Below are 25,917 nucleotides of genomic sequence, written 5' to 3' on the forward strand. Positions count from 1 at the left end.
AAGTGTGTAGAGATGAGGTGACAACATGACGTGGGAAATTTTAAACGTAATTGGAACGATGGCCTTTGGAATTAGTGGGGCGATTGTTGCTTTGGAAGAAAAATATGATTTGTTTGGTGTTTATTTATTAGGTTTCACAACAGCTTTTGGTGGCGGTTTAATACGTCATGTTGTTTTAGGTTTGCCCGTTTCTGAAGTATGGGAACAAAGCATGTTGTTTTTTATAGCTTTTATAACATTAACATTAATCTTTTTTATACCATTTCACTGGTTCTTTACTGGTTGGGAGAAGTGGGGTGCTTTCTTTGATTCGATCGGGTTGTCGGCTTTCGCAATTCAAGGTGCACTGTTCGCAGTAGCGGCGGGTTATCCACTCCCAGCAGTCATTGTCGGAAGTGTCTTAACTGGTGCTGGTGGTGGTATGGTACGTGACTTGTTAGCTGGAAGAAAGCCACTTGTGTTACATAAGGAAATTTATGCGATGTGGGCCGTGTTAGGTGCTCTTGTGATTGGACTTGGCATTGCTGAAGTGATGTGGGAGTTAATGGTTTTATTAGTATTGATTATTACGCTACGAATGCTGTCGGTCATTTATGATTGGCGTTTGCCTAGTAGGGGAGATTGGTTAAGGTTCTTAAAACGTTTAAAGAAAAGTTGATAAAATGTTAACATTACTGTCACCTAGAACAACTAATCATCCTTTATAATAGTGGTAGGCATAAAGACTTAAAGGGGCGTTCTGCAATGGCTTGTTCAGTCAATTTCTTTAAACAGTTTCCGATTTTTCAAGATTTATCGCCTGAAGAATTAGAAGAAGTAGGAAAAATTGCACACCACCGCAAATTTAAAAAAGGTGATATCATTTTTCGAGAAGGTGCAAGAAGGGAATCTGTATACTTTGTCATCCATGGGTTGATAAAAGTTTATAAAGTGAGTGTTGATGGTAAAGAACAAGTTATTAACTTAATTCATTCAGATGAAATGTTCCCTCATGTCGGCTTTTTTGACCAAACACCATATCCTGCAACGGCTATTACGTTAACAGATGTTAATGTGATCGCCGTTCCAATTGAAGCTTTTGAAAACCTATTACTTCAAAAGCCTCAAATATCAATCAAAGTTATGCGAGTAATGGGTAAGAAAATATTAGAACTTCAAGACCGTATCCAGCAAATGAGTACCCAAACAGTTTTTGAACGTACAGTAACAACGCTTATTCGAATTACTGAGGAAATGGGAAAACACCGTCAGGATGATTCCATTTATGTTCATATTCCGATTACAAACAGTGACTTAGCGAATATGATCGGCGTTACCCGAGAATCAGTTAATCGGACATTTAATAAACTACGAAAAGAAGAGTTGATTTCTTATAATCGTAATGAAATCATCGTTTACAACATGGATGATTTGAAAAGTTATCAAACGACATAGTTTTAAGAGCTAACACCTCCGATAGCAGAGTATCTGTTGTCGGAGGTGTTTATTTATTAAGTGGTATATTATGGTTTTTACAAGAAAAGCGTTTCTGATACAATGTATAAAATACATAATTTGTAATAAATGTTCGTTTGTGCGCCGGTATTGTTATGAAAGGGGAGAAACCAGTGAGAGAAAGAACAAATGACCAAAGTGAAGAAAGCAATGATTTGTTCCATCGAGGCTTGATCGGGAACCCTGGTTGTATGCTTGTTTTGATTGTATTAATTATTGTTATAAGTATAATCGTTAATTATTTCAACTAATGGCCACGCAGTAAAACGCGTGGCTTTTATTTCGTTCAGTTTGTGAAAACATTCACAATATCGTCAATCATTAACACGGATTTTGTGATTTAAATCACAAAGTTTGAAAACGATTACACGTAAGATGAAAGTAGAAAAGGTCAATAAGGAGGCTTCATGATGAGCAATCACAGTAAGGAACCTAAGTTGTTTGGTACATTTGTTTCTGTATTATTAGTTGGCTTATTTATTGTCATGGCTTGGGTATCAATCTTTTTTGGGTTTATGTAGTACTAAAACATATTGAAAGGAAGATGCAACATGCATATTCATAAGCTAGAGAAAGTTTGGTTAGCAATAGGGTTTGTAACATTGGTGGCATTTTTAACGACTGTCGGAATTCAAGCTTTTGCTTCTGATGGTCACCATGGAGCACCAAGTGATTTAACGAAATTGAACCCAGAGAAAGTACATGAAACAGAGCCGTTTGATGATCCTGGATTACACAAAGTAGGCGAGAATGAATATGAACTTGTCATGATCTTAGAGTCTTACGGTTTTACACCTCATGAAGTAAGAATTCCAGAAGGTTCGACCGTACATTTTCAAATTACAACAATCGATGTCGTGCACGGATTTGAAATTGCTGGTACGACAGTTAATATGATGGCCACACCTGGGCATGTGAATTCGATGACTTATACATTTGAAGAAAAGGGCAATTATTTAATTTTATGTAACGAGTATTGTGGCACTGGTCATCATTTTATGAGCGCTGAATTGGAGGTGTACTGAAATGGTTAACGCATTAGATGCACGTTTAAGTATGTATCACTTTTATACAGCTTTTGCGGCTTTATTAATAGGTGGATTTTTCGGTTTACTTCAAACGTTAGTTAGAAGTGAACAGCTGACATTACCTGTTGAATTGAACTACTACCAAGTATTAACCGCTCACGGCGTTTTGTTGGCGCTTGTTTTTACGACATTTTTCATTTTTGGTTTTATGTATGCAGGGGTTGTTAAAACAACTGGTGAATTTGCAAGCCACCGTCGAAAGGCTGCATGGGTAGGGTTCGTATTGATGTTGACCGGCACGATTATGGCGATTACGCTAATTTTAATGAATAAAGCAACAGTGTTGTATACGTTTTATGCGCCTTTACAAGCCTCACCGTTTTTCTATATAGGTTTAGCGTTTATTATTGTCGGAACCTATTTTGCAGCTTATGCTATTATTTCTCAATACCGAAGCTGGCGAAAAGAACATAAGGGTGAAAAGAGTCCGTTATTTACTTTTATGGCAGTTGCGACATTGGCACTTTGGTTGATCGCGACAATTGGAGTTGTGACAGCGGTGACATTGCAGTTTATACCGTGGTCATTCGGTTGGACAGAGACGATTAATGTAGCTTTAAGTCGTACGCTATTCTGGTTTTTTGGACACCCGTTAGTATACTTTTGGTTACTACCTGCTTATATGGCATGGTATGTGACTGTCCCGAAAATTATAGGTGGAAAAATATTTAGTGATTCATTAGCAAGGTTAGCATTTCTACTATTTATTCTATTTTCTATTCCGGTTGGGTTCCACCACCAATTACTCGAGCCAGGGATTAGTGAAGTGTGGAAGTATGTTCAAGTCGTTTTAACTTTTGCTGTGATCATTCCTTCACTTATGACAGCATTTGCGATGTTCGCTTCATTTGAAATTGCCGGTAGGGAAAAAGGAGCGACAGGGTTATTAGGTTGGTTTAAGAAGTTACCTTGGAGTGATGTAAGATTTATAGCACCGTTTATCGGAATGGCCTTTTTCATTCCTGCTGGAGCAGGCGGCATTATTAATGCTAGTCACCAAATGAACCAGGTTGTTCATAATACGATTTGGGTAACAGGGCATTTTCATATTACGATCGGTGCAACGGTTATTCTAACGTTTTTCGGTATTAGTTACTGGTTAATTCCGCATTTAAAAGGTCGGGTATTGACAAAGCATATTAACAATCTCGGAAAATATCAGATCGTTCTATGGACTGTTGGTATGTTTATTATGTCAGCTGCCATGCATTTTTCAGGTCTATCAGGCAATCCGAGAAGAACACAAATTACAAGTTACAACGGACATGAAGCAGCAGCGTCATGGGGAAGTTATGAAGTAGCCATGTCTGTCGGTGGAACTTTACTATTATTCTCGATTTTCCTATTCATTGGATTAATGATTAATCTAGCATTTTTTGCACCTAAGGGAAGCGAAGAATTTCCAATAGGGGAAGAGTTTGAAGAAACGCACAAGTTACCAAAGTTATTGGAGAATTGGAAAGTATGGATTGCGATTGCTATATTGCTAATCCTAATCGCTTATACAATTCCTGTTATTGACTTAATTCAAGATGCACCACCAGGATCACCAGGGTATCAGTTCTGGTAAGTTGTTAATCTCATCATCTATAAGGTTATAAAAATACCAGCCTTGTATATACGGGGAGAAAAAAAGCGTAACCAACATTGGTTACGCTTTTTCTATGCGCGCTTTGCGATTCCTTCAATTTCAACTTTAACATCTTTCGGTAAACGGCTGACTTCGAATGCTGCGCGAGTTGGGTAAGGTTCTTCTAAGTAACTTGCATAGATATCATTCACTGTTGCAAAATCGTCCATTGAATCTAAAAGAATCGTTGTTTTCACTAGGTTGGAATAATTGAGGCCTGCTTCTTTTAGAATCGCACCAACATTTTTCATCACTTGATGAGTCTGTTCTTCAATACTGTCACCGACAACTTCCATCGTTGCTGGGTTAAGTGGAATTTGGCCAGAGACATACAGCGTGTTGTCCACTTCTACAGCTTGTGAATAGGGTCCAATTGCAGCAGGTGCTTGATCTGTTGAATAAACTTTTTTCATGGTAAAATCTCTCCTTTCTATTAACTCTATATTAGCAAAAGTTTAGTGTGGAGATAAGGATTTCAAGTTAAATAGTAAAAAAGCAGGTTTGAAAAAATTTGAATTTTTAATATAATCACATATAAGCGTAACAATTAGGAGGGGTAAATTTTGAAAAGAGAAGAACTCATTGCACCAGAAAACTATAATATTGTAAGCGAGTTTGAACAGTTTTTAACAGACCCTGATCGAAAAGCAATTGTATGGGAAGATGAAGATGGTAACACAGACCAAGTGACCTATGAGCAATTGTTTAGTCGAGCTAATCAGTTAGCTAATGTTTTCGTTAGCCAAGGACTTGAAAAGGGCGACAAAGTTTTAGTTGTGATTCCAAGATTAATACAAGCATATGAAGTTTATGTAGCATTACTTAAGGCAGGGCTAGTCGTTATTCCAAGTTCAGAAATGTTACGTGCTAAAGACTTAGAGTATCGTATTCAACACGGTGATGTGAAAGCAGTTGTTACACATCATCCGTATATTAATGAATTTGAGCAAGTAAATAAAGTTTCAGAGCTTAAAAAGTTCGTGTTAGGCGAAGCGAAAGACGGTTGGGCTCATTTAGATGAGTTAGTTGAGCATGCACCAACAGAATTCAAAACAGCCAATACGAAACGTGATGATATGGCGTTTTTATCTTATACGTCTGGTACTACTGGTAATCCTAAAGGGGTTGTACATACACATGGTTGGGGCTTTGCCCATTTAAAAACAGCAGCTTCAAATTGGCTAGGGATCAATGAAAAAGATTTAGTTTGGGCAACAGCTGGTCCGGGTTGGGCGAAATGGTTATGGAGCCCATTTTTATCAGTGTTAGGTTCAGGAGCTACTGGTTTTGTTTATCAAGGTAAGTTTTCTCCGACGAAATATTTAAAGTTGATGCAAACTTATGGTGTGAATGTTTTATGTTGTACACCTACTGAGTATCGTCTAATGGCGAAAGTTGAAGGGTTAGACGAGTATGACTTAGATCAAATGCACAGTGCCGTTTCAGCTGGTGAGCCATTAAATAGAGAAGTTATTGATACATTTGAGAAGTATTTTAACCTAACTGTAAGAGATGGGTATGGCCAAACAGAAAATACATTATTAGTCGGTATTATTAAAGGTATGGAAGTACGCCCTGGATCGATGGGTAAACCAACACCAGGTAATCGGGTGGAGATTATTAACGAAGATGGTCAACCTGTAGGTGAAGGTGAAGTAGGAGACATTGCCGTACACCAGTCGACACCAGCTCTGTTTAAAGAGTATTACAAAGACCCTGAAAAGACGAGTGCAACTTACCGCGGTGAATATTACTTAACAGGTGATCAGGCAAGTAAAGATGGTGACGGGTACTTCTGGTTCGAAGGTCGAAGTGATGATATTATCATTAGTTCGGGTTACACAATAGGGCCTTTCGAAGTAGAGGATGCTTTAGTCAAACACTCTGATGTTCAAGAATGTGCCGTTGTAGCAAGCCCAGATGAAGTACGTGGTGCGGTCGTTAAAGCTTTCATCGTGTTAAAAGAAAATGTTGATGAAAAGCGAGATGGTTTCGTAAAAGAATTGCAAGACCATGTAAAAGAATTAACAGCGCCGTATAAATATCCACGGGAAATTGAATTTGTTAAAGAGTTACCGAAGACAACGTCAGGAAAAATTCGACGCGTAGAATTAAGAAAGCAAGAGATGAGTAAATCATAATAATAGGATGAAAAAACTGCTCAAAGCTATATAGGCTTTGAGCAGTTTGATTATGTGTTCAATTTATTTGGTACTTGAACAAATTTATCAGCGCTCGTGTCAGGTTTATCAGCGCTCAGCAAAATTTATCGGCGCTCGTGAGGGGTTTATCAGCGTTCAGCAAAACTTATCAGCGTTCATGAAAATTTATCAGCACTCGAGCAATTTTATCAGCGCTCGTTAATGATAAGGATTAACGTGTACATATACATCTTGCACTTCGTGGTGGTCTTCCATTAACTTTTCTTTTACGCGTGCAGCTATACTGTGACCTTCATCGACTGTAATGTTTGGGTCAACACTGATTTTAACATCGATAATGACGTATGAACCGTGAGTTCTTGCGTTTAACAAGTCTAATCGCTCAACCCCATCAACCTTCATCGTTGTCATTTCGAATTTCTTAGTTCGTCCTTCATCTAATACAGTTTCTAACGTAACACTTACCGCATCGCGTCCAATTTTAAAGCCCATCCACATGACGAGTAGTGCGATAAATGCACCTGCTACTGGGTCAAAGTACTGCAAAAATGGTAGGTCATAGTGGCTTCCGAGCATGGCTGCGCCTATACCAACTAAAGCAATTAATGATGATATAGCATCAGAACGGTGATGCCATGCATCTGCTATAATCGCTGGACTATTAATTTTATCACCGAGTCGCTTTTTGTATTGAAAAAGTGCTTCTTTAACGATTAACGATAAAATAATCGCATATAAAGCAATCATGCCTGTTTCGGATTGTTCATCAGAGAACAAAGTAGATATAGAATCAAGTAAAATCTCAACCCCAACTACTACGAGTAAGATTGAGACAATCAGGGTTGCGATATTTTCAGCTTTACCATGGCCATATGGATGTTCTGGGTCTGGTGGTTTTTGAGCTGCTCGAATACCGACAAGTACCGCAATGGAACTGACGACATCAGAGGCTGAGTGAAAGGCATCGGCAATTAGCGCTTTACTGTTACCAATTACACCTGCGATCCCTTTAACTACTGCTAATATTAAGTTGGCCACAATCCCTACAATCGAGGCAAACTGTGCTTTTTTAGTTCGGTTCTCCATAAAACAACCTACTTTTCGTCAGTTATATTTTTTATCATACCAATAAATAAACGGTTCAGTCTAACTATTTTTGACAACGTAATGAAACACTTGGGCTTAACCGACATATGATGACTACATAGTAAAAATATGAGGGGACGATTCATCATGTGTGGACTAACAGGTTGGTTAAATTGGAATCAAACAAATGAGGGACAACTGCCATTACTGAAGGAGATGACAGAAACATTAGTGCATCGTGGAACAGATGACCAAGGTTTTTTCATAAATAATCATGTAGCCTTAGGTCATCAAAGGCTAGCGGTTATTGATCCTGAAAAGGGTAAGCAGCCAATGACGGTTAAAAATGGAGGCCATTCTTACACCATTGCTTATAACGGTGAGTTGTACAACACAGAAGATTTACGGAAAGAATTAGTTAAAGATGGCTTCACGTTCAACACGACATGTGATACAGAAGTGTTAGTCATGTCTTATGTGAAGTGGGGAAAGGAATGTCTAGATCGGTTAAACGGAATTTTTGCTTTTGCCATTTGGGATGATCAGCAAGAAGAACTTTTAATTGCACGTGATCGACTTGGTGTAAAACCAATGTTTTATAGTGAAGTGAACGGACAATTGTACTTTGCTTCTGAAATAAAGGCTTTACTCAAACATCCAAACATAGAGCCTGTAGTAGATCGTGAAGGTCTTTCAGAGGTGTTGGGGCTTGGACCTTCACGAACACCTGGTCATGGTTTGTTTAAACAGATCAACGAGTTAAGGGCCGGGCATGCTTTATCATGCTCGACGACAGGTGTAAAGATTTGGCGGTATTGGAATTTGAAAAGTGAAGAACATACTGACAGTTTTGACGAGACGGTTGAAAAGGTGCGTTTCTTATTTAAAGATGCAGTTGAAAGGCAATTAGTTTCTGATGTACCTCTATCGACCTTTCTATCAGGTGGCATTGATTCTAGTGCTATTACAGCAATTGCAGCTAACTATTATAAAGAAAAGGGTAAAGGCGTTTTACCGACATTTTCGGTCGATTATAAAGGAAATGATCAATATTTTGAAAAAAGTAAATTTCAACCGAACTCAGATGCAGATTTTAAATCGTTAATTGTTGATCAGTTCAACACAGATCATCGTGACTTGTTTATTAGTGAAGAAGATTTAGCAGGTTTTCTAAAAGAAGCGGTACTACTAAGGGATCAACCAGGTATGGCTGATGTTGATTCGTCATTGCTATGGTTTTGTAAGCAAGTAAAACAAGAAACAACCGTTAGTTTATCAGGAGAGTGTGCTGATGAAATTTTTGGTGGTTATCCATGGTTTCAAGATGATTTTAAACAAGATGGAGATGGCTTTCCGTGGATTAGATCCCTTCAGCTACGAGAAGATTTGTTAAATTCAAAATGGAAAAGTCGACTTAATATACAAGAGTATGCAATGGAACGGTATAAGCAAACAGTTCGTGAAACACCATTGCTTACAGGGGAAAGTCAAAAAGAGAGAAAGCGGCGTGAAATGTTTTATGTGAATATGCAATGGTTTATGACGCAGTTGCTTGATCGTAAAGACCGTATGAGTATGGGAGCGACACTGGAAGTGAGAGTTCCTTTTGCTGACCATCATTTAGTCGATTATGTATGGAATACACCTTGGGAGATGAAGCAAGCTGGTGGACATGAGAAAGGTTTATTACGAAAGGCGTTAGAAGGATTGTTACCAGAAGAAGTGCTATACCGAAAGAAAAGCCCTTATCCTAAGACATTCCAACCGAAATACACTTCCTTAGTCGTATCCATGATGGAAGAGGTTTTGAGTAAACAAGACGCGCCACTATTTGAATTACTGGATAAAAATAAAGTGGATCAGTTAGTTCGTTCACAAGGAGAAGAGTTTAGAGAACCTTGGTATGGTCAATTGATGACAGGACCGCAGCTACTAGCACACTTATGGCAAATTAACACATGGCTGGAGCATTACGATGTGAAAATCGAAGTGTAAAAAACGAGCATTTGAACTATTTTGCAATTAAGTGAATACTCCTTTGAAAGTTAATTAACTGTAAAAGTGAATAATTTCTAATTTTAGTATCATGATAAGTTTAAATATTTACTCGTATAAATCGTCCGTTTTAGGTTCAAATTACTACTAAAGGTAACAATTAGGTTAAAAAAATTGCAACAATTTATCAAACCTTACAATGTTGTAATGTTGGTTTATGTCGATTGAATACGAGGTATAACACTAGTACAATTCAAGATACATTAATTAAGAAGGAGTGTTTTAAAAATGAAAAAATGGTTAATGAGTTTTCTAATGATTTCTACTTTAGTATTAGCAGCTTGTGGTGGTGACATGGAAGAAGATCCAATGCCAGAAGAGGATCCAGTAGAAGATCCAGCTGATGATGATGGCGACATGGACAACGGTGACATGTAAGAACTTCCCCCCCCTATAATATATAGAAGAAGCTGATGAGAGACACTCTCTTCAGCTTCTTTTTTTATGTAAAGTGTAAGCACTTACACTATTTAGAAAATTACAAATTAATAATTATGCAGAAAAACTATTTAAACAAGACTTATCGTGTGTTAATATACATATAATCGCATAAATATACAAAGAGGAGAGAGTTAAAATGCAAAACAAAAATTGGGGAATTATCTTTTTAGTTGGAATCTTTATGCTTGTATTGGCAGCATGCGGAACGGGTGCTACAGAAGCTGGTGGAGAAGAATCTAGTTCTGAGGAAAAACAGGTTTTAGAAATGGGAACTTCAGCAGATTTTCCGCCTTTTGAATCGATTGATGAAGATGGTGAGTTTGTTGGTTTCGATATTGACTTAGCTCATAAGATTGCTGATGAGCTAGGTTATGAATTAGAGGTTTCGGATATGAACTTTGACGGCTTAATTGGAGCGTTGCAATCTAATCGTGTTGACATGGTATTAGCGGGAATGTCAGCTACGGAAGAAAGACAAGAGAATGTTGACTTTTCACCAGCTTATCATCACTCAGGTGAAATGTTTATTACACAGCAAGATTCAAGCATTACAAGTATAGAAGATATTGAAGGTAAGACAGTGGGTGTTCAATTAGGAACTATTCAAGAAGAAGGTGCACAAGCCCTACAAGAAGATTATGATTTTGAAATTCATGCAGTCGATGAAGCAACGAATATTATTCAAGACTTATTAACAAACCGTATAGATGTCGGTTATATGGATACGACAGTTGCTGAAGGATACATTGAAGAACAAGACTTAGCAGGGTTTGAAGATCCATCTGAAGCTTCTCCTGGAATGGCAATTGCTTTTCCTAAAGATAGTGAGCTTCAAGAAGACATTAGTGCTGTTATCGAACAATTTTTAGAAGATGGTACGATTGCTGAACTTGAAGAGAAATGGGAGTTAGATGAACAATAATTTTTAAGGGGATTGGAGTGAATAAGGCATGAATTTGGATTTTAGCCAAATCGTGCCTTATATTCCTTTTATGTTAGAAGGAGTATGGGTCACGTTACAGTTTGTCATATTAGCGATTATTTTTGGTTTTATATTAGGTTCTTTAATTGCTTTAGTGAAAATTAGTCGATTTACATTATTGAAATGGTTAGCTGATTTCTATACATCGATTTTTAGAGGGACACCTTTAATTTTGCAGTTATTATTAATTTATTATGCAGTTCCTCAGCTTACAGGGTATGATATATCGCCGTTTTTATCAGCTATATTAACGTTCGGTTTGAATTCTTCGGCATATGTGTCTGAAATTATTCGTGCTGGTATTCAAGCGGTTGATAAAGGGCAACGTGAAGCGGCAGAAGCATTAGGTATACCTTATCGACCGATGATGATCAAAATAATTTTACCACAAGCTATGAAAAATATATTACCTGCGTTAATGAATGAGTTTATTACGTTAACGAAGGAGTCGGCACTAGTCTCTGTTATTAGTTATTTAGATTTAATGCGTCGTGCTCAAGTGGTGTCATCTGACATTTACCGAAGCTTTGAACCACTTATTTTCGTTGGGTTACTATATTACGCTATGGTAATGATCTTAACGTTAATAGGTAAGTATGTTGAACGGAGGATGAGAGCAAGTGATTAATGTAGAAAAATTGCACAAAAGTTTTGGCGATACAGAAGTTTTACAAGACATTAATACTAGTATTGAACGTGGTGAAGTTGTCACAATTATTGGTCCTTCTGGTTCTGGTAAGTCAACATTTCTTCGTTGTCTGAATTTATTAGAACAACCAACTTCAGGTCAAGTGTTTGTTAACGGAGAAGATCTAACAAACCCTCACGTTAATATTTTAAACATACGCCAACAAATTGGCATGGTGTTTCAACACTTTCATTTATTTCCGCACATGAATGTGTTGGACAATTTAACTTATGCACCTATGACTGTAAAAGGGGAAAGTAAAGCCGAAGCTAACCGTAAGGCAGAGCAATTATTAAGTAAAGTTGGTTTAAGCGAGAAGGTGAAGGCTTACCCAAATAGCTTATCAGGTGGACAAAAACAGCGTGTGGCGATTGCCAGAGCCTTAGCCATGGAACCGGATCTGATGTTATTTGACGAACCCACTTCTGCCTTAGACCCAGAAATGGTTAAAGAAGTACTTGATGTAATTAAAGATTTAGCTTACTCAGGGATGACTATGGCTGTAGTAACGCATGAGATGGGTTTTGCTAAGGAAGTTGCGGACCGTATTATTTTCATGGACGAAGGCAAAATAGTAGAAGAAAGTGATCCGAAATCTTTCTTTGAAAAGCCTAAAACAGAAAGAGCGCAATCGTTTTTAGACAAAGTGCTTTAATATTTTCGGTCACTTCAAATGCTATGAGCTTTGGAGGGCTAGTGAATGAAATCAGAATACTTTAAGAATCCTGTTTTCTATATATCAGCAACGGTTGTGACATTGCTAGTAATTGTCGGGGCTGTTATGCCAGAGCGATTTGGTGATGTAGCGGGGACATTATTTGTATTTACGACGGATCATTTCGGTTGGTTTTATTTAGTTGCCGTATTTGTGATTATCATTTATTTAATTGGATTAGCTATTAGTCGCTATGGGAAAATTCGACTCGGTGATGATGGGGAACGACCTGAATATCCGTTCTTTACATGGATCGGGATGTTATTTTCCGCTGGGTTTGGTGTAGGTCTAGTTTTCTGGGGAGTCGCTGAGCCGATGTCACACTATTTTTCTACGCCTTTTGCTGGTGTGGAAGCTCAAACAGAAGAAGCGGCTCGTGTCGCGATGGGTTATGCCTTCTTTCATTGGGGAGTTAGTCAATGGTCAGTCTTTGCCATAGTTGGTTTAGTTGTAGCATTTATGCAGTTTCGCCGTAATGATAATGGATTAATCTCTAAAGCGATGGAGCCAGTGACAGGTGAAAGACCGGCCTTAAAGACGACAATTGACGCATTGGCAATCATTGCAACAGTCATGGGTGTTGCGACGACTTTAGGTTTAGGTGTTATGCAAACGAATAGCGGTTTATCAACTGTAACTCCTTTACCGACAGCTATATGGGTTCAAATGTTAATCATTGTTGTCATGTTTGTAGCATACATGATCTCCTCAACGACAGGTCTTGATAAAGGGATTAAATATTTAAGTAACGTGAACTTATCTTTATGTATCATACTGTTTTTATTTATATTTATTGCTGGTCCGACGACGTTTATTCTAAATGCATTTGTGGCCGGCATAGGTGATTACTTAAGAAATTTTATCGGTTATAGCTTGAGGTTAACACCATACCAAGGAGGAACGTGGGTCCGGGATTGGACAGTGTTCTATTGGGCGTGGGCGATTGCGTGGTCACCTTTTGTTGGAGCATTTGTTGCTCGTGTGTCAAGAGGCCGTACAATTCGTGAATATGTCATTGGTGTGATGATTGTTCCACCAGCGATTGCTTGTGTATGGATTGCAGCGTTTGGTGGTGCAGCAATTTATAGCGATTTAAATGAAGGAACGATGATTGCTGAAGCGGTTGATAACGACGTGGCAGTGGCGCTGTTTGAGTTGTATGAAACTTTACCATTAACAACTATTTTATCGGTAGTCTCGTTGTTATTGATCTTCACCTTTTTAATTACGTCAGCCGATTCTGCTTCATATGTACTGGGTAGTATGGCTGCAAAAGGAAGTTTGTCACCGCCATTGTTTTTGAAATTAGTTTGGGGTGTGCTCATTTCAGCCATTGCTGGTGTACTATTATTAGCTGGCGGTCTTGATGCATTACAGACAGCATCACTCGTATCAGCTCTTCCTTTTACTGTAATCTTACTCATTTTGCTTTACTCGATAATAAAAATGTTACGAAACGAACAAGTTCCAATTAGTAAACAAGAAGTCCGCCGTTTTAGAAAGCTTGAGAAGAAAAATAAAGAGTTAAGGAAAAAGGAAGAAGATTAGAATGGAAAAACATCGGCTTACTGTCGGTGTTTTTTTATGAATAATCTGTTCTTTTATAGGGCTAAATAATAGTACTAAGCTTAACAAGGGGTTATGTGATCATGAGCTCAAAAAAGACGTTACGGTATTTTTTAGTATCACTTCTGGTGAGTTATTTAGTCGGTTTAATATTTTTTGCACCTGATTTTGATGAAAGTTCGAAACTACATGCATTAGAGACGGTTAATGATACTGGTGAAATTGAAGAGTCAGGATACCCAAACATTAATATTCGAACGGTTTCCCGAGAAACAGAAGATTATATTTTGTTTGTTCAAGCACCAGTGTTTGACTCTGAAGAATTAAATGAGTTTTTCGGCGATTATGTTGAACAAGTGATGAATCAATTTTTTCATGAGGTCGAACAATTAGGTCGTGTAGATGCAGACACGCCAGGTAACTTAAGTTTAAAAGTTGAAATTGAACCTGCTGGAGAAGAATTGTATTCTGTTATATTTAGTGAAGAAACGTTTACTGGTGGAGCCAGTGTCAATCAGAAAGCGAGCGTTTATATGGTTGATTTAAAAGCAGGTGAGTTAATCAACCGATCTGAGTTATTTATCGACCCAGATGAAGCTCAAAGTACTATATTTCCAATTATTGAGCAGAAGTTGAAGGACTCAGAGCAATATAGTGCTTATATTTTAGACGATGAATTACAACGTTGGTTATCGCAAACGGATTATCATTTTACAAATATGTACATTGAAGATGGTAATATCGTGTTTAAGTTTAATAAGTATGAAGTATTAGCAGGCGTTGCTGGAACCCCTGAAGTGAGTATCCCAATTAATGAAGTGAAAGACTTATTCAAACCAGAGTGGCTTGAAAGAATGAAGGTAGAAGATCAGACTGGACAGGATTTTTACCTATAAAAAATAGAGCCTTTAGAGGGTGCTGCCCCCCTAAAGGCTCTCTTCTTGTATTAAAACGTTTCGAGATGATCTAAATTGTTGTTCGGGTCGCCATCTGCAACACCACGAATGGTTGTACGCCCATTTCGTGCTTTTCCGATTGTGACACCATCTACTTCGCCTTGTTCTACAAGCGCTAAAGCTTCATCGTAATCTAAAATGTTACCATCAGCCGTTTTGAAATGAGTAAGATCACCATCTTCGTTGTGGCGAACTGCGACAAATTCTGTTGCCATCACAATCCCTCCTTGAGATTATTTTGTCTTGGAATGGAGGGTTTTATGCGAGTGCTGATAAATTGTCATGAACGCCGATAAAAAGGTTGTGAGCGCCGATAAAATGTGATGAACGCTGATAAAAATTTTGCGAGCGCCGATAAAAGTTGATGAACGCTGATAAAAAGGTTGTGAGCGCCAATAAAAGTTGATGAACGCCAAAAAAATTCATGCGAGCGCCAAATAAAAATCGTGAACGCCAAAAAGTCCACACGAGCGCCAAAATAACTCCCAAACACAATCTAAGCCTTTTGCTTCAACTGTGTCTGATATAGGTCAGCATATTTACCGCCATGTTTCACGAGTTCGTGATGCGATCCTTTCTCAATAATCTTACCATGCTCTAACATGATGATTTGATCTGCATTTTGAATCGTATTAAGTCTATGAGCAATAACGAAACTCGTTCGTCCTTCCATTAGACGTTGTAAAGCTTCTTGGATTTTAATTTCAGTAACTGTATCAATGCTACTTGTCGCTTCATCGAGTATTAAAATTTTCGGATCAGATAAGATGACGCGTGCAATAGTCAATAATTGCTTTTGCCCTTGGCTAATCCCACTTCCGTCAGGGTCTAATACTGTGTCGTATTGGTTAGGGAATTTCGTAATAAAGGAATGTGCATTAGCCATTTTTGCAGCTTCAACAACTTCATCGTCTGTGGCATCTAATTTGCCGTAACGAATGTTTTCACGAATGGTGCCTTCAAAGAGAAAGGCGTCTTGAAGCACGAATCCCATATGTTTTCTTAAGCTAGAACGTCTAATATCTTTAATATCAGTGTCATCTAATAAGATCTTACCGTCATCGTAGTTATAAAAGCGTGACATTAGATTAATAATCGTTGTTTTACCAGCACCTGTATGACCAACAAAAGCAACGGTACTGCCTGCATCCGCCTTAAATGAAACATCATTTAAAACCACTTCGTCTTCATCATATGAGAAAACGACATTTTGAAACTCTACATCTCCTTCAGGTTCATCGATTTCAATGGCATCTAATTCATCTAACTCTTCGCTATCTTCATCGATAATATCAAATACACGCTCAGCACCAGCGACAGCTGTAAGTAGCTGATTGAATTGATTCGATAGCTCGTTTAATGGTCGGGTAAACTGACGAGCCAATTCGGTAAAGATGACAATAGTACCGACTGTAACCATACCGTTAATCGCAAAAATACTTCCGACAAATGCAATAATCGCAAATCCGAATGAGTTTAACATGTTCATTAACTTCGGAATAAAGCCAGAGAAAACAGCAGCCCAATAACTAGAGCGCATGACATCATCATTGCGTTGTTCAAACTCACGTGACACTCTGTTTTCTTGAGAAAAGGTTTTGACAATACGTTGCCCAGAGATCGTCTCTTCAACATAACCGTTCATTTCACCAATTCTGCGCTGTTGAATCTTGAATAACGGTCCTGTTCGTTTCGTGATCCATTTCATCCCGAAGACCATCATAGGGACGATCGTTAATGTCACAACTGTTAATAATGGACTTAAGTAAAACATGACAGCAACTGTACCGACTAGTGTCAGAATACTTTGGAAAATTTGAATGACCGATTGGTTTAATGTGTTACTAATATTATCAACGTCGTTCGTTACACGGCTCATAATTTCACCGAACTGCCGTTTGTCAAAAAACTTAATCGGCAGTTCATGAAGTTTATTGAACAGTTGTGAACGTAAACGATAAACTGTATTTTGCGCGATCCCAATCATGAAAAAGTTTTGTAAAAAGATCGCTAACGAGTAACCAAAGTAAATAAGTAATAACGTCACAATTAAAGTGCCAATTCCTTCAGTTTGCCTTTCCACAATGTAATCATCGACACCCATACCGATCATATACGGCCCTAATAGGGAGAAGGCTGAACTAAAGACGACCATGACGATGACAAAAAGAAGCAACCAATTCTCACTTAATAAGTACTTCCATATTCGCTTAACGGTGCCTTTCCAGTCGCGGACTTTAGGCTTCGAATGTTCATCGACTTGTTCAGCTTCGTTTAAGTCGATTTTTTCATATTGAAAAGGCTCTTTTAGTTTGTCTTTAAAGCTCATGGATTTCTTCCTTTCCAAACTGCGACTCTACAATTTTACGATACATGTCAGAGCGTTTCATTAACTCACGATGTGTTCCTTCAGCTAGCAATTCACCATCGTCTAACAACATGATGCGATCAGCGTTCATAGCTGTTGTGATTTTTTGCGTTACGATTAAAGTCGTACATTCATATTGTTCAATAGCATCTAACAATTTAGCTTCAGTTTTTAAATCTAACGCACTCGTACTACCATCAAGCATTAAAACTTTCGGCTTTCTAACAAGTGCGCGTGCAATGGAAACACGTTGTTTTTGACCACCAGATAAGTTAACGCCTTTTTGACCGATTTTTGTTTTATATCCATTTGGCAAATCAGCGATCGCATGATGGATTTGAGCATCTTTAGCTGCTTGAATAACTTCTTCTTCAGTGGCATCGTTTTTACCCCAAGCAATATTGTCATAAACTGACCCTGTAAATAGAAGAGGAGCTTGTGGGACATAGCCGATTGCTTTTCTTAAATGATCTAGCTTTAATGTGCGCACATCATTTCCATCAATGTAAATCGCACCTTCTGTTACATCATATAATCTAGGAATCAACTGAAATAACGATGACTTACCAGAACCTGTCGCGCCAATAATAGCTACTTGTTCTTGTGCGCGAGCGGTAAAACTAATGTCTGAAAGTACGTTTTCTTTTAAATTAGGGTAACTAAACTTAACGTGATCGAATTCAATTTTGCCATCGGTAACTCGCTTCGACGGGTTAGCATCATCAGCTTCTACTAAATCGATGTGGGCTGTAAAGACGTTCTTTAGCCTTTCTCCAGAAGCTTTAGCTCTCGCGAAAGCCATCGTTAAAAAGCCAAACATCGAAATAGCCATTGATACACGAAGTGCATAGTTAATAATGGCAACAATCTCACCTTCAGTCGCATTGTTGTTATTGATCTCACCATAACCAAACCAAAGAATGAATAGTAAGCTTAAGTTCATAACGAGCAACAAAACTGGCATTGACGTTTCAATTAAGCGAAGGGACTTCTTCATTTCAGTCATTAAGCCAGTGTTCGCACCAACGAAGCGGTTTTGTTCATGATCACGTCGAAGAAAAGCCTTAATGAGTCGAATGCCTGCTAAATTCTCTTGCATAACGCTGTTAACGTTGTCGAGTCTAGCTTGCACTCGTTCAAATAGCTGACTTCCTTTTTTCAACACCCATGTTAAGAAAATAAGTAAAATAGGAACAGAGATCAAAAAGATTAAGGCAATTCGCCAGTTAACGACAAACGCCATCGTGACACCACCAAGTACTAGAAGGGGTGCACGTAACATGATTCTTAATGCCATAAACACACCGTTTTGTATTTGTCTAACATCATTTGTAAAACGAGTGATTAATGATGATGTTGGGTATTCGTTTAAGTTTTTAAATGAGAAGGATTGAACTTTGTCAAAAAGCTTTCCACGAACGTCATATCCAAACTTAAACGTGACGTGTGCTGCAAAAAATGAATTTCCAATTCCAGCCGCAAACGACAAAAGGGCAAGGCCGATCATAATAGAGCCCCAAAAGACAACATTGTTTAAGTCTTGGACTAAAATGCCTTCATCAATCATTCTCATTAAAATGAATGGAAGCATTAACTCGACACCTAGTTCAATTAACATTAATGTCCAAGCAATAATCATATGAAAACGGTAAGGTAATAAGTTCTTTAAAACATGAATCATCGTTGGTAGCCCCCAGCAGTTACGGTATATATTAGTGTTTCTTTTAATGCGTATTTCATATCAGACGCTTTATATTTTATCGCGAAATTTTAAATAACCATAGAAGAAAACCGAATTTTCTTATTTTTTATGATGTAGTCGTTCAACTATTATTAAGGGATGCGAAATATATTTAATATATTACCATATGTAAGAGTTCAAAGAATAGAAAAAAAGCTGCCACTTTTAAAGTGACAGCTATTACAGTTTATTCATCAATGGGGTCGTGAAGTACATCTTGAACAATCCAGTTTTCATCTTGGTATTCGATTATATAAGTTAGCTCAATATGGTCAGTGAATTCATAATCAACTTCTTGGATCACATGGTATTCAGTTTCTGAAACTTCATTGACTTCATAATCTCGATCAAGTTCAATGAACACTTCCATACCAGTCGGGATGATATAAAGCCCATCATCCTCTTCTTGAACGTACGTTTCAAGATAGTAATCGATGATCTCGTCACTCATAATGCTAGAGAAGTCATTACGAATATCTTCAACTGTATTGAAATTGACTAATCGTTGTTCATCATCTGTTTCAACTAATCGATCATAGGCATTTTCAAATTCAGTTATAATGTCTTCGATGTTAGGTTCTGAGATTTGTTCATCTTCTTCCTCAACCATTGTGGAGCTACCAACTCCTCCACCAGAATCATCTACAGTAACTCTAACTAACTGACGGTCGTGAACATCTCTTAAATTGATATTCCACATCCCTTCGCCACTATCAAAGTGAACCCTAGAAACAATTGGTACATTTAGGGTGTCTGAATTAGAATTTATGGCCCTTGCGATAGCTTCATATTCTGTCATGTCAGCACCTTCATAGGATTCCTCTTCGACAATGAGCAGTTCATCAGGTACAGCTTGCGCTGGGTAAGAGTCATTTTGTTCTGTGTGCCATGCTTTTATTTTTTGACCTAACTCGACATCTTCATCAACACTTGAATACCAAACTGCAGGGTTTTGATCATTCTCGTTTTTCTCTGAATCAGTCACAAGGATTCGATCGTTGTCAATTTCTACGACATACCCTTCAATACTAGGTTCTTCATCAGTTATTGGTTCTTGTTCATCTTGTTCTTCCCCTGGACTCCCTGTCGTAGGCTGGAATAAAGGTCCGCCATCATTACTGGCGAAAATAATAAACGCAATGAGTAGTGTTGTTGCAAGTGGAATAGCTATTTTAAGTGGAAACAACGGGCCACCCGATTTATTGGAAGCTTCGTGTTTAACTTTACTCATAATCGCATAACGCTCCTTTTCGGTAAAATTTGTTTCGTTTTTATAAGTTTCATGTAATTGATTTAGTTTTTCATCCATGGTCGCCACCTCCTGACTCAATAATGGTTTTCAGACGATCCCTTCCGCGTTTCAGCCTAGCTTTCATAGTATTTTCATTCGTATTTAAAATGTCAGCCATCTCTTTTACCGTGAGTTGTTCAAAATAATATAAAATAATCACTTCTTTATATTTAGTGGGAAGCTGATAAATTTGTTGAATTAATTGTTTGTTCTCATCGGTTTGAATAGACAGATCCTCTGGTGTAGTTGTTTCGGCTGATTCTTTATTAAATGATTGAAGCAGTTTATCTTTCAACCGTTGTTGACGGTGTTTAAACGACCTTAAATGGTCCTTACTTTTATTAATGGCAATCCGTATAAGCCAACTTTTAAGCTGTGAATCTTGATTAAATTGATCAATCTTTTGATAAACCGTAATAAAAACTTCTTGCGTAACATCTTCAGCATCGACTTCGTTTTGAACATAGGAGTAGACAATTCGTTTAACGTCACTGCCATAATGTGACATACAGTAATCAAGAAGTTCTACTCGATCTTGTTCTGTAATGGTTTCTTTTTGCAATGCTTGGAGTTCTGAGACCGACATAACCAACCTCCTTTCTTTTAACTATTAGACGTAATGGTTTTTAACAAGGTTGCAAGTTTCTAAGGAAAAATCTCCCCTAACGAATTTCTTTCAAAAAGTGTATAATAGACTTGGAAAATATAAAAGTTGATACACAATGTATAAAACAACGGGGGAACAAGATAGAATGGATGACATAGTCCGATATTTGCAAGACAAAGAAGGCGAGATGGTGTCGTTATTGCGAGACTTAGTTTTAATTGAATCACCATCAAGTGAACCACATTTAACTGAGAAAATGGGTAATTATTTAAGCGAAAAATTCATCGAAATGACAGGTGGTACGTTTACGAAACTTCCTAGTGATGATTACTCATCACACATACGAGCTGAGTGGGGTGAAGGTGAGCGTCAGCTATTAATCGTCACACACTTTGATACTGTATGGCCAGAGGGAACGTTAGAAGACATGCCATTTGAAATTAAAGATGGTAAAGCTTATGGCCCAGGTACGTTTGATATGAAAGGCGGTATTGTCCAAGCTCTTTATGCTATTCAAAGTTTAAAAGATTTGAATAAACATTTAAATAAAAAAATCGTGCTAATGATGACGAGTGATGAAGAGTTAGGAAGTCCAACTTCAAAAGATTATATTATGGCAGAAGCTGAAAAGAGCGATGCTGTATTTGTCCTTGAGCCGTCTCAAGGTAGTCAAGGGGCGCTTAAGACAGCGCGTAAAGGTGTTGGAACTTATGACATTACGATTCACGGTGTGTCTTCACATGCTGGTATTGAACCAGAGAAAGGCGCAAGTGCTATAGAAGAGCTAGCTGAACAAATTACGTATCTATCAAATTTAACAGACCTTGATAAAGGGACATCAGTAAATGTTGGTATTATTGATGGAGGTTCGTCTAAAAACGTAATCGCCGAAGAGGCACACGCAGTTGTTGACGTGCGTGTTCAAACGCAAGAGGAGATGGACCGTGTTGCCCTATTAATAGAACAAATTAAATCTCATGATGAAGATATCGAAATTGATATAGAGGGCGAAATTTATCGCCCGCCGTTAGAGCGAACGGATGAAATTGAAGCTTTATTTGACCGTGCAAGTGATTTAGCACGTGACTATTTAGGGTTTGAGCTTGAGGAAGAATCAACAGGCGGAGGAAGTGATGCGAACTTCACAGCATCCCTTTCACCTACTTTGGATGGTTTAGGTGCTGTTGGTGATGGAGCTCATGCGCAACATGAGCATTTAGTAGTTAAAGAAATGCCGAAGCGTAGTGCTTTGTTGGCGATGTTGTTGTGTGATTATGGTTCAAACTAAATGACAAGCGCTCGCATTCGTCGTTGCATCGGTTTCTGAGGTGCTCATGACCTATGATGGTCACTCCGCTCCTTAGCTGCCTTCGTGCCTTGACTGCCAAGCGCTTTCATTTAGTTTGAAGATTGAAAAGCACTCGCATTCGTCGTTACTATGTGGGTTATTTAAGAGCTTTGATTGTAAGGGGTTGAGCCAAAAGGGTTGGAGTGTGGTGAGAAAACGAACAGTTGACATTTTAGCTTAGTTGAGCAGACACATAGCGGAATCAAAATGCGTAGACTCCTACGGGAGCAAAGGCCGGGGTGAGACCCCACAGTGCGTAGCACGAGGAGGCTTACCAGCCGCCCGTGGAAAGCGAAGCATTTTGATGGAGCGGAGCTTAAAGATAAACCCGAACGAAGTCTAAATGTGATTTCGTTCGGGTTTTGTGTATTACAATTAGTTCTGCTCAACCTTTTTTGTATGAAAAGACATCTCACAGGTGGCAATGCTATAATGAAAATTAGCTTGTTACAAGGAGAGTCAACCAAATGTTATACAAACATCCCTATGTCATACTTAGGCGAGAGATTGACCATATTAACTTTCAAAAAAAGTATATCGAAGAAGAACACTTCATTGAGTTGTATGAAGACAAAATCATAACAGCTGAGAATAAATTCGACCTTAAAATTGTCTTCGATATGTCATATAAAATGCTGTCAGACAAATACGGCTTTTTATACTTTCACACAACGAAAGGCGTCTTTACGTACCAGATAAAAAAAGACCCTGAAGAACTGATTGCTCAATTTAGAAAAGTCGAAATTAAGTAATGGAGGAGACCGATGAAGAAACACGTCTTATTAGTTGATGGTATGGCACTATTATTCCGTGCTTTTTACGCAACAGCGATGAACAATAATTTTATGATTAACAGTAAAGGAACTCCAACCAATGCGATCCATGGTTTTATTCGCCATCTGTTAACAGCAACGAATACATTTCAACCATCACACGTTATTTGTTGTTGGGATATGGGGAGTCATACATTTAGAAATGATCTTTATTCACAATACAAAGCTAATCGTGGTGCGCCACCTGAAGAGTTAATTCCACAATTTGATCTGGTTAAAGAAGTAACAGAAGCGATGGATATTCCGAATGTTGGGGTAAAGGGTTTTGAAGCTGACGACTGTATTGGTACATTGGCTCTAACCTATCAAGGTGAAGCGGATGTGACGATTTTAACTGGTGACCAAGACATTTTACAGCTATTAGATGACGGAGTTCGAGTAGCCTTATTGAAAAAAGGATACGGCAATTACGATGTGTATGAAGCAGATCGTTTCTTAGAAGAAAAAGGGATTACACCGAAACAAATGATTGATCTTAAAGCGATGATGGGTGATTCGAGTGACAATTATCCAGGTGTTCGAGGTGTGGGTGAAAAGACGGCTTTAAAATTACTCATTAACCATGGATCTCTAGATGAGATCTTAGATAATTTAGACACATTGACGAAAGCACAAAAGACGAAGTTTGAAAACGATCTTGAAATGATTCATCTTTCACGTAAGTTGGCTGAAATCCATTGCCAAGCTGGTGTAACGTGTGACCTAAGTGATGCTGAGTTTAACATGAACCGCGAACGCGTTATTGAAAAGTTTAACGAATTAGAATTTAAACGATTAGGAGAATACGTCTAGGAGAGATCGCATGCGTTTATGGTCAGTTCATCCGAAATATTTAGATGCAAAGGGACTTGTCGCTTTATGGCGTGAGACGCTACTAGCGCAAAAAGTCTTACTAGGTGAGACAAAGGGTTATCGTAACCACCCTCAGCTTATCCGTTTTCGCGATCAAGCAAAACCGATTAATGCGGTAGGACATTATTTAAGTGGCGTTCATGAAGAGGCGACATTCCGTGGTTATCGCTTTGATCGAACTAAAATTATTTCACGACAAGAAGTTTCAGAAATCCCTTTAACGACTGGACAGTTAGCTTATGAGTGGGAACACTTATTAACAAAGCTAGAAACTAGAGACTCTAGTCGATTTGACCAACTAAAAGATTATGATTTAAATCACTTAGATCCTCATCCAATGTTTAAGTTAGTTGAAGGTTCAATCGAGCATTGGGAAAGGTTCGCGAAATAATGAACAGAAAGGAAATTGTATGAGTCTAAAATTAATTAAACCAACCACATCATTACAAGATGCCTATATTGACTTTTACCAAGAGTGGGTTAATAGTGGAGAGGATATAATCCCTTCAGCCTTAAGAAAAGACCCATCGAACTTCGAAGCATTTGTTCAAAACTTAATCAGTACTGAAGAAGGGGTCGGTTTGCCAGAAGGGTATGTTCCTGCAACAACGAGATGGTTAGTCGATGAAAAGTATAAAATTTTAGGAGCATGTAATATACGTCACGATTTAACAGGCCCTTTACTTGAAACAGGTGGACACGTCGGATATGGTGTCAGACCGTCTGAACGAGGGAAAGGGCATGCAACATTTATGTTAAATGAGTCGTTAACATTTTTAAAAGCATTAGAAGTGCCAAGAGCGTTAGTGACGTGTAATGATGGAAATGAAGCATCATTACGTGTTATTGAAAAATGCGGTGGTATGCAAGGGTTACCATTTACAGAGGAAGATGGTAATGTCGTTAGACGTTTTTGGATCGATTTAAGAGATTAATAAATATACAAATGATAAGTGGAATGATTGGGGAAACGAACAGTTTTCTGTTATTCTTCTACTAACTAATTTTTAGGGGGTTTTTACACATGGAGCTTTTAGGGATTCATCATTTATCTGCTATGACTAAAAATGCTCAAGATAATGTTGACTTTTATACAAAAGTTCTAGGAATGCGATTAGTGAAGAAGACAGTTAATCAAGATGACCCATCCATGTACCACTTATTTTATGGAGATGAAGTCGGTAATCCCGGTACTGAGTTAACGTTTTTTGAAATGGATCAAATTGGACAAAACCATGATGGGAATAACAGCATTTCAACAACATCATTACGTGTTCCAAATGACGAAGCGCTTAAATATTGGGAAGAGCGTTTGACTCATCTTGATGTGGAGCATGAAGGGATTGTTGAGCAGTTTGGACGTCGCGTCATCCCATTTCGAGATCATGAAAAGCAACGCCTCATGTTAGTGTCTGATGAGAAAAATGAAGGTGTTAGCGGTGGAATTCCGTGGCAGCAGTCTAAAGCTGATCCTCAACACGGCGTTATAGGCTTAGGTCCTATTCATTTAACAATACCAGACCTCGAACGAACGGAAGCAGTTTTAACTGAAGTGATGGGCTTTAGGAGATCTGGGACATATGAATTTACGCAGACTGAAAATGAAGTGGTCGTTTTTGAAACAGGAGAAGGTGGTGCAGGTGCTGAATTGCATGTCCATGTAAGCCCTAACTTACATCCAGAGCGGCTAGGACGAGGAGGCGTACACCACGTTGCTTTTCGTGTACAAAGTGAAGAAGAACTCTACCAATGGATTGATCGTCTAAACCAATCTAAGCTCGGCAATTCTGGGTTCGTTGATCGTTATTATTTCAAATCAGTTTATTTTAGAGAACCAAATGGTATTCTGTTTGAGCTTGCGACAGATGGACCTGGATTTACTACCGATGAAGACGAACTGAACTTAGGGGAAACGCTAGCTTTGCCTCCATTTTTAGAAGAGAAACGTGAAGAAATTACTAAAAACTTAAAGCCGATTAATTATTAAAAGATGGAAAGTCAGCATACGTTCAAG

27 protein-coding genes are annotated in these 25,917 nt (G+C 38.2%); 20 read left to right on the forward strand and 7 right to left on the reverse strand.

From position 1 onward, the window contains the following. Window positions 1–25: 25 nt before the first annotated feature. The 6 genes from J2R98_RS09570 to J2R98_RS09595 all read left to right on the forward strand — a co-directional run bounded on the left by J2R98_RS09570 (window position 26) and on the right by J2R98_RS09595 (window position 4,152). On the forward strand, window positions 26–658 hold the full coding sequence (locus tag J2R98_RS09570) for a trimeric intracellular cation channel family protein (protein WP_307068407.1): 633 nt from the start codon (window positions 26–28) through the stop codon (window positions 656–658). Window positions 659–744: 86 nt separating this feature from the next. After that, window positions 745–1,434: a Crp/Fnr family transcriptional regulator gene (locus tag J2R98_RS09575; protein ID WP_307068409.1), complete on the forward strand. Its 690-nt coding sequence runs from the start codon at window positions 745–747 to the stop codon at window positions 1,432–1,434. A 173-nt stretch (window positions 1,435–1,607) separates the two neighbouring features. After that, entirely contained in the window at window positions 1,608–1,745 is a 138-nt protein-coding gene (locus J2R98_RS09580) for a hypothetical protein (RefSeq protein WP_307068411.1), read from the forward strand. 159 nt (window positions 1,746–1,904) lie between these two features. After that, a complete protein-coding gene (locus J2R98_RS09585) occupies window positions 1,905–2,015 on the forward strand; it encodes a hypothetical protein (RefSeq protein ID WP_017186289.1) in 111 nt (36 codons plus the stop codon). 30 nt (window positions 2,016–2,045) lie between these two features. Then, window positions 2,046–2,519, forward strand: coding sequence for a cytochrome c oxidase subunit II (locus tag J2R98_RS09590; RefSeq protein WP_307068414.1), 474 nt, complete (start codon window positions 2,046–2,048; stop codon window positions 2,517–2,519). A 1-nt stretch (window position 2,520) separates the two neighbouring features. Next, window positions 2,521–4,152: a b(o/a)3-type cytochrome-c oxidase subunit 1 gene (locus J2R98_RS09595; RefSeq protein WP_307068416.1), complete on the forward strand. Its 1,632-nt coding sequence runs from the start codon at window positions 2,521–2,523 to the stop codon at window positions 4,150–4,152. Window positions 4,153–4,244: 92 nt separating this feature from the next. Here the strand turns inward: J2R98_RS09595 and J2R98_RS09600 are convergent, their stop codons facing one another. After that, window positions 4,245–4,625 carry a RidA family protein gene (locus tag J2R98_RS09600; protein ID WP_307068418.1) on the reverse strand — a complete coding sequence of 127 codons (381 nt, stop codon included), beginning with the start codon at window positions 4,623–4,625 and terminating at the stop codon, window positions 4,245–4,247. A gap of 150 nt (window positions 4,626–4,775) precedes the next feature. Here J2R98_RS09600 and mbcS point away from each other — a divergent pair, with 150 nt between their 5' ends. After that, window positions 4,776–6,353, forward strand: coding sequence for an acyl-CoA synthetase MbcS (gene mbcS, locus J2R98_RS09605; RefSeq protein ID WP_307068420.1), 1,578 nt, complete (start codon window positions 4,776–4,778; stop codon window positions 6,351–6,353). Between the two features lie 219 nt (window positions 6,354–6,572). Here the strand turns inward: mbcS and J2R98_RS09610 are convergent, their stop codons facing one another. Beyond that, window positions 6,573–7,460, reverse strand: coding sequence for a cation diffusion facilitator family transporter (locus J2R98_RS09610; protein ID WP_307068422.1), 888 nt, complete (start codon window positions 7,458–7,460; stop codon window positions 6,573–6,575). Window positions 7,461–7,607: 147 nt separating this feature from the next. Between J2R98_RS09610 and asnB the strand changes: the two genes are divergently transcribed. The 7 genes from asnB (at window position 7,608) to J2R98_RS09645 (ending at window position 14,803) form a co-directional block, all read left to right on the forward strand. After that, window positions 7,608–9,455: an asparagine synthase (glutamine-hydrolyzing) gene (gene asnB, locus J2R98_RS09615; protein WP_307068423.1), complete on the forward strand. Its 1,848-nt coding sequence runs from the start codon at window positions 7,608–7,610 to the stop codon at window positions 9,453–9,455. 288 nt (window positions 9,456–9,743) lie between these two features. After that, complete coding sequence (locus J2R98_RS09620; RefSeq protein WP_307068425.1) at window positions 9,744–9,893, forward strand: hypothetical protein; 150 nt, start codon at window positions 9,744–9,746, stop codon at window positions 9,891–9,893. A 199-nt stretch (window positions 9,894–10,092) separates the two neighbouring features. Next, window positions 10,093–10,878, forward strand: a complete 786-nt coding sequence (locus J2R98_RS09625; RefSeq protein ID WP_307068427.1) for an ABC transporter substrate-binding protein — start codon at window positions 10,093–10,095, stop codon at window positions 10,876–10,878. 28 nt (window positions 10,879–10,906) lie between these two features. Continuing rightward, a complete protein-coding gene (locus tag J2R98_RS09630; RefSeq protein WP_307068429.1) occupies window positions 10,907–11,566 on the forward strand; it encodes an amino acid ABC transporter permease in 660 nt (219 codons plus the stop codon). Further along, a complete protein-coding gene (locus tag J2R98_RS09635; RefSeq protein ID WP_307068431.1) occupies window positions 11,559–12,281 on the forward strand; it encodes an amino acid ABC transporter ATP-binding protein in 723 nt (240 codons plus the stop codon). Before J2R98_RS09630 ends, J2R98_RS09635 begins: the two co-directional genes overlap by 8 nt. Before the next feature lie 45 nt (window positions 12,282–12,326). Continuing rightward, complete coding sequence (locus J2R98_RS09640; RefSeq protein WP_307068433.1) at window positions 12,327–13,889, forward strand: BCCT family transporter; 1,563 nt, start codon at window positions 12,327–12,329, stop codon at window positions 13,887–13,889. A gap of 101 nt (window positions 13,890–13,990) precedes the next feature. Beyond that, a complete protein-coding gene (locus tag J2R98_RS09645) occupies window positions 13,991–14,803 on the forward strand; it encodes an RsiV family protein (RefSeq protein WP_307068435.1) in 813 nt (270 codons plus the stop codon). A gap of 50 nt (window positions 14,804–14,853) precedes the next feature. On the opposite strand, the gene J2R98_RS09650 is transcribed toward J2R98_RS09645, so the two are convergent. The 5 genes from J2R98_RS09650 to J2R98_RS09670 all read right to left on the reverse strand — a co-directional run bounded on the left by J2R98_RS09650 (window position 14,854) and on the right by J2R98_RS09670 (window position 20,849). Beyond that, window positions 14,854–15,078, reverse strand: a complete 225-nt coding sequence (locus J2R98_RS09650) for a DUF3892 domain-containing protein (protein WP_307068437.1) — start codon at window positions 15,076–15,078, stop codon at window positions 14,854–14,856. 281 nt (window positions 15,079–15,359) lie between these two features. Continuing rightward, window positions 15,360–17,192 carry an ABC transporter ATP-binding protein gene (locus tag J2R98_RS09655; RefSeq protein WP_307068438.1) on the reverse strand — a complete coding sequence of 611 codons (1,833 nt, stop codon included), beginning with the start codon at window positions 17,190–17,192 and terminating at the stop codon, window positions 15,360–15,362. Beyond that, window positions 17,182–18,912, reverse strand: coding sequence for an ABC transporter ATP-binding protein (locus tag J2R98_RS09660; RefSeq protein ID WP_307068440.1), 1,731 nt, complete (start codon window positions 18,910–18,912; stop codon window positions 17,182–17,184). Before J2R98_RS09660 ends, J2R98_RS09655 begins: the two co-directional genes overlap by 11 nt. A gap of 247 nt (window positions 18,913–19,159) precedes the next feature. Continuing rightward, window positions 19,160–20,281, reverse strand: coding sequence for a DUF3221 domain-containing protein (locus tag J2R98_RS09665; protein ID WP_307068442.1), 1,122 nt, complete (start codon window positions 20,279–20,281; stop codon window positions 19,160–19,162). After that, entirely contained in the window at window positions 20,274–20,849 is a 576-nt protein-coding gene (locus J2R98_RS09670) for a sigma-70 family RNA polymerase sigma factor (RefSeq protein ID WP_307068444.1), read from the reverse strand. The genes J2R98_RS09665 and J2R98_RS09670 overlap by 8 nt, the downstream gene beginning before the upstream one ends. A gap of 166 nt (window positions 20,850–21,015) precedes the next feature. Here J2R98_RS09670 and J2R98_RS09675 point away from each other — a divergent pair, with 166 nt between their 5' ends. From J2R98_RS09675 to J2R98_RS09700, 6 genes are all read left to right on the forward strand, one after another. Further along, on the forward strand, window positions 21,016–22,158 hold the full coding sequence (locus tag J2R98_RS09675) for a M20 family metallopeptidase (RefSeq protein WP_307068446.1): 1,143 nt from the start codon (window positions 21,016–21,018) through the stop codon (window positions 22,156–22,158). Between the two features lie 527 nt (window positions 22,159–22,685). Then, window positions 22,686–22,970 carry a hypothetical protein gene (locus J2R98_RS09680; RefSeq protein WP_307068448.1) on the forward strand — a complete coding sequence of 95 codons (285 nt, stop codon included), beginning with the start codon at window positions 22,686–22,688 and terminating at the stop codon, window positions 22,968–22,970. 12 nt (window positions 22,971–22,982) lie between these two features. Continuing rightward, a complete protein-coding gene (locus J2R98_RS09685) occupies window positions 22,983–23,843 on the forward strand; it encodes a 5'-3' exonuclease (RefSeq protein WP_307068449.1) in 861 nt (286 codons plus the stop codon). 10 nt (window positions 23,844–23,853) lie between these two features. After that, window positions 23,854–24,294 (forward strand): pyrimidine dimer DNA glycosylase/endonuclease V, encoded by a 441-nt coding sequence (locus tag J2R98_RS09690; protein ID WP_307068451.1) that lies wholly within the window; start codon window positions 23,854–23,856, stop codon window positions 24,292–24,294. A 19-nt stretch (window positions 24,295–24,313) separates the two neighbouring features. Then, window positions 24,314–24,838: a GNAT family N-acetyltransferase gene (locus J2R98_RS09695; RefSeq protein ID WP_307068453.1), complete on the forward strand. Its 525-nt coding sequence runs from the start codon at window positions 24,314–24,316 to the stop codon at window positions 24,836–24,838. An 89-nt stretch (window positions 24,839–24,927) separates the two neighbouring features. Beyond that, the gene (locus J2R98_RS09700; protein ID WP_307068456.1) at window positions 24,928–25,890 is read left to right on the forward strand and encodes a ring-cleaving dioxygenase; all 963 of its coding nucleotides are present in this window, start codon (window positions 24,928–24,930) and stop codon (window positions 25,888–25,890) included. The last annotated feature ends 27 nt before the right edge of the window (window positions 25,891–25,917 follow it).

This window comes from Alkalibacillus filiformis (assembly GCF_030814115.1).
Classification (GTDB): domain Bacteria; phylum Bacillota; class Bacilli; order Bacillales; family Alkalibacillaceae; genus Alkalibacillus; species Alkalibacillus filiformis.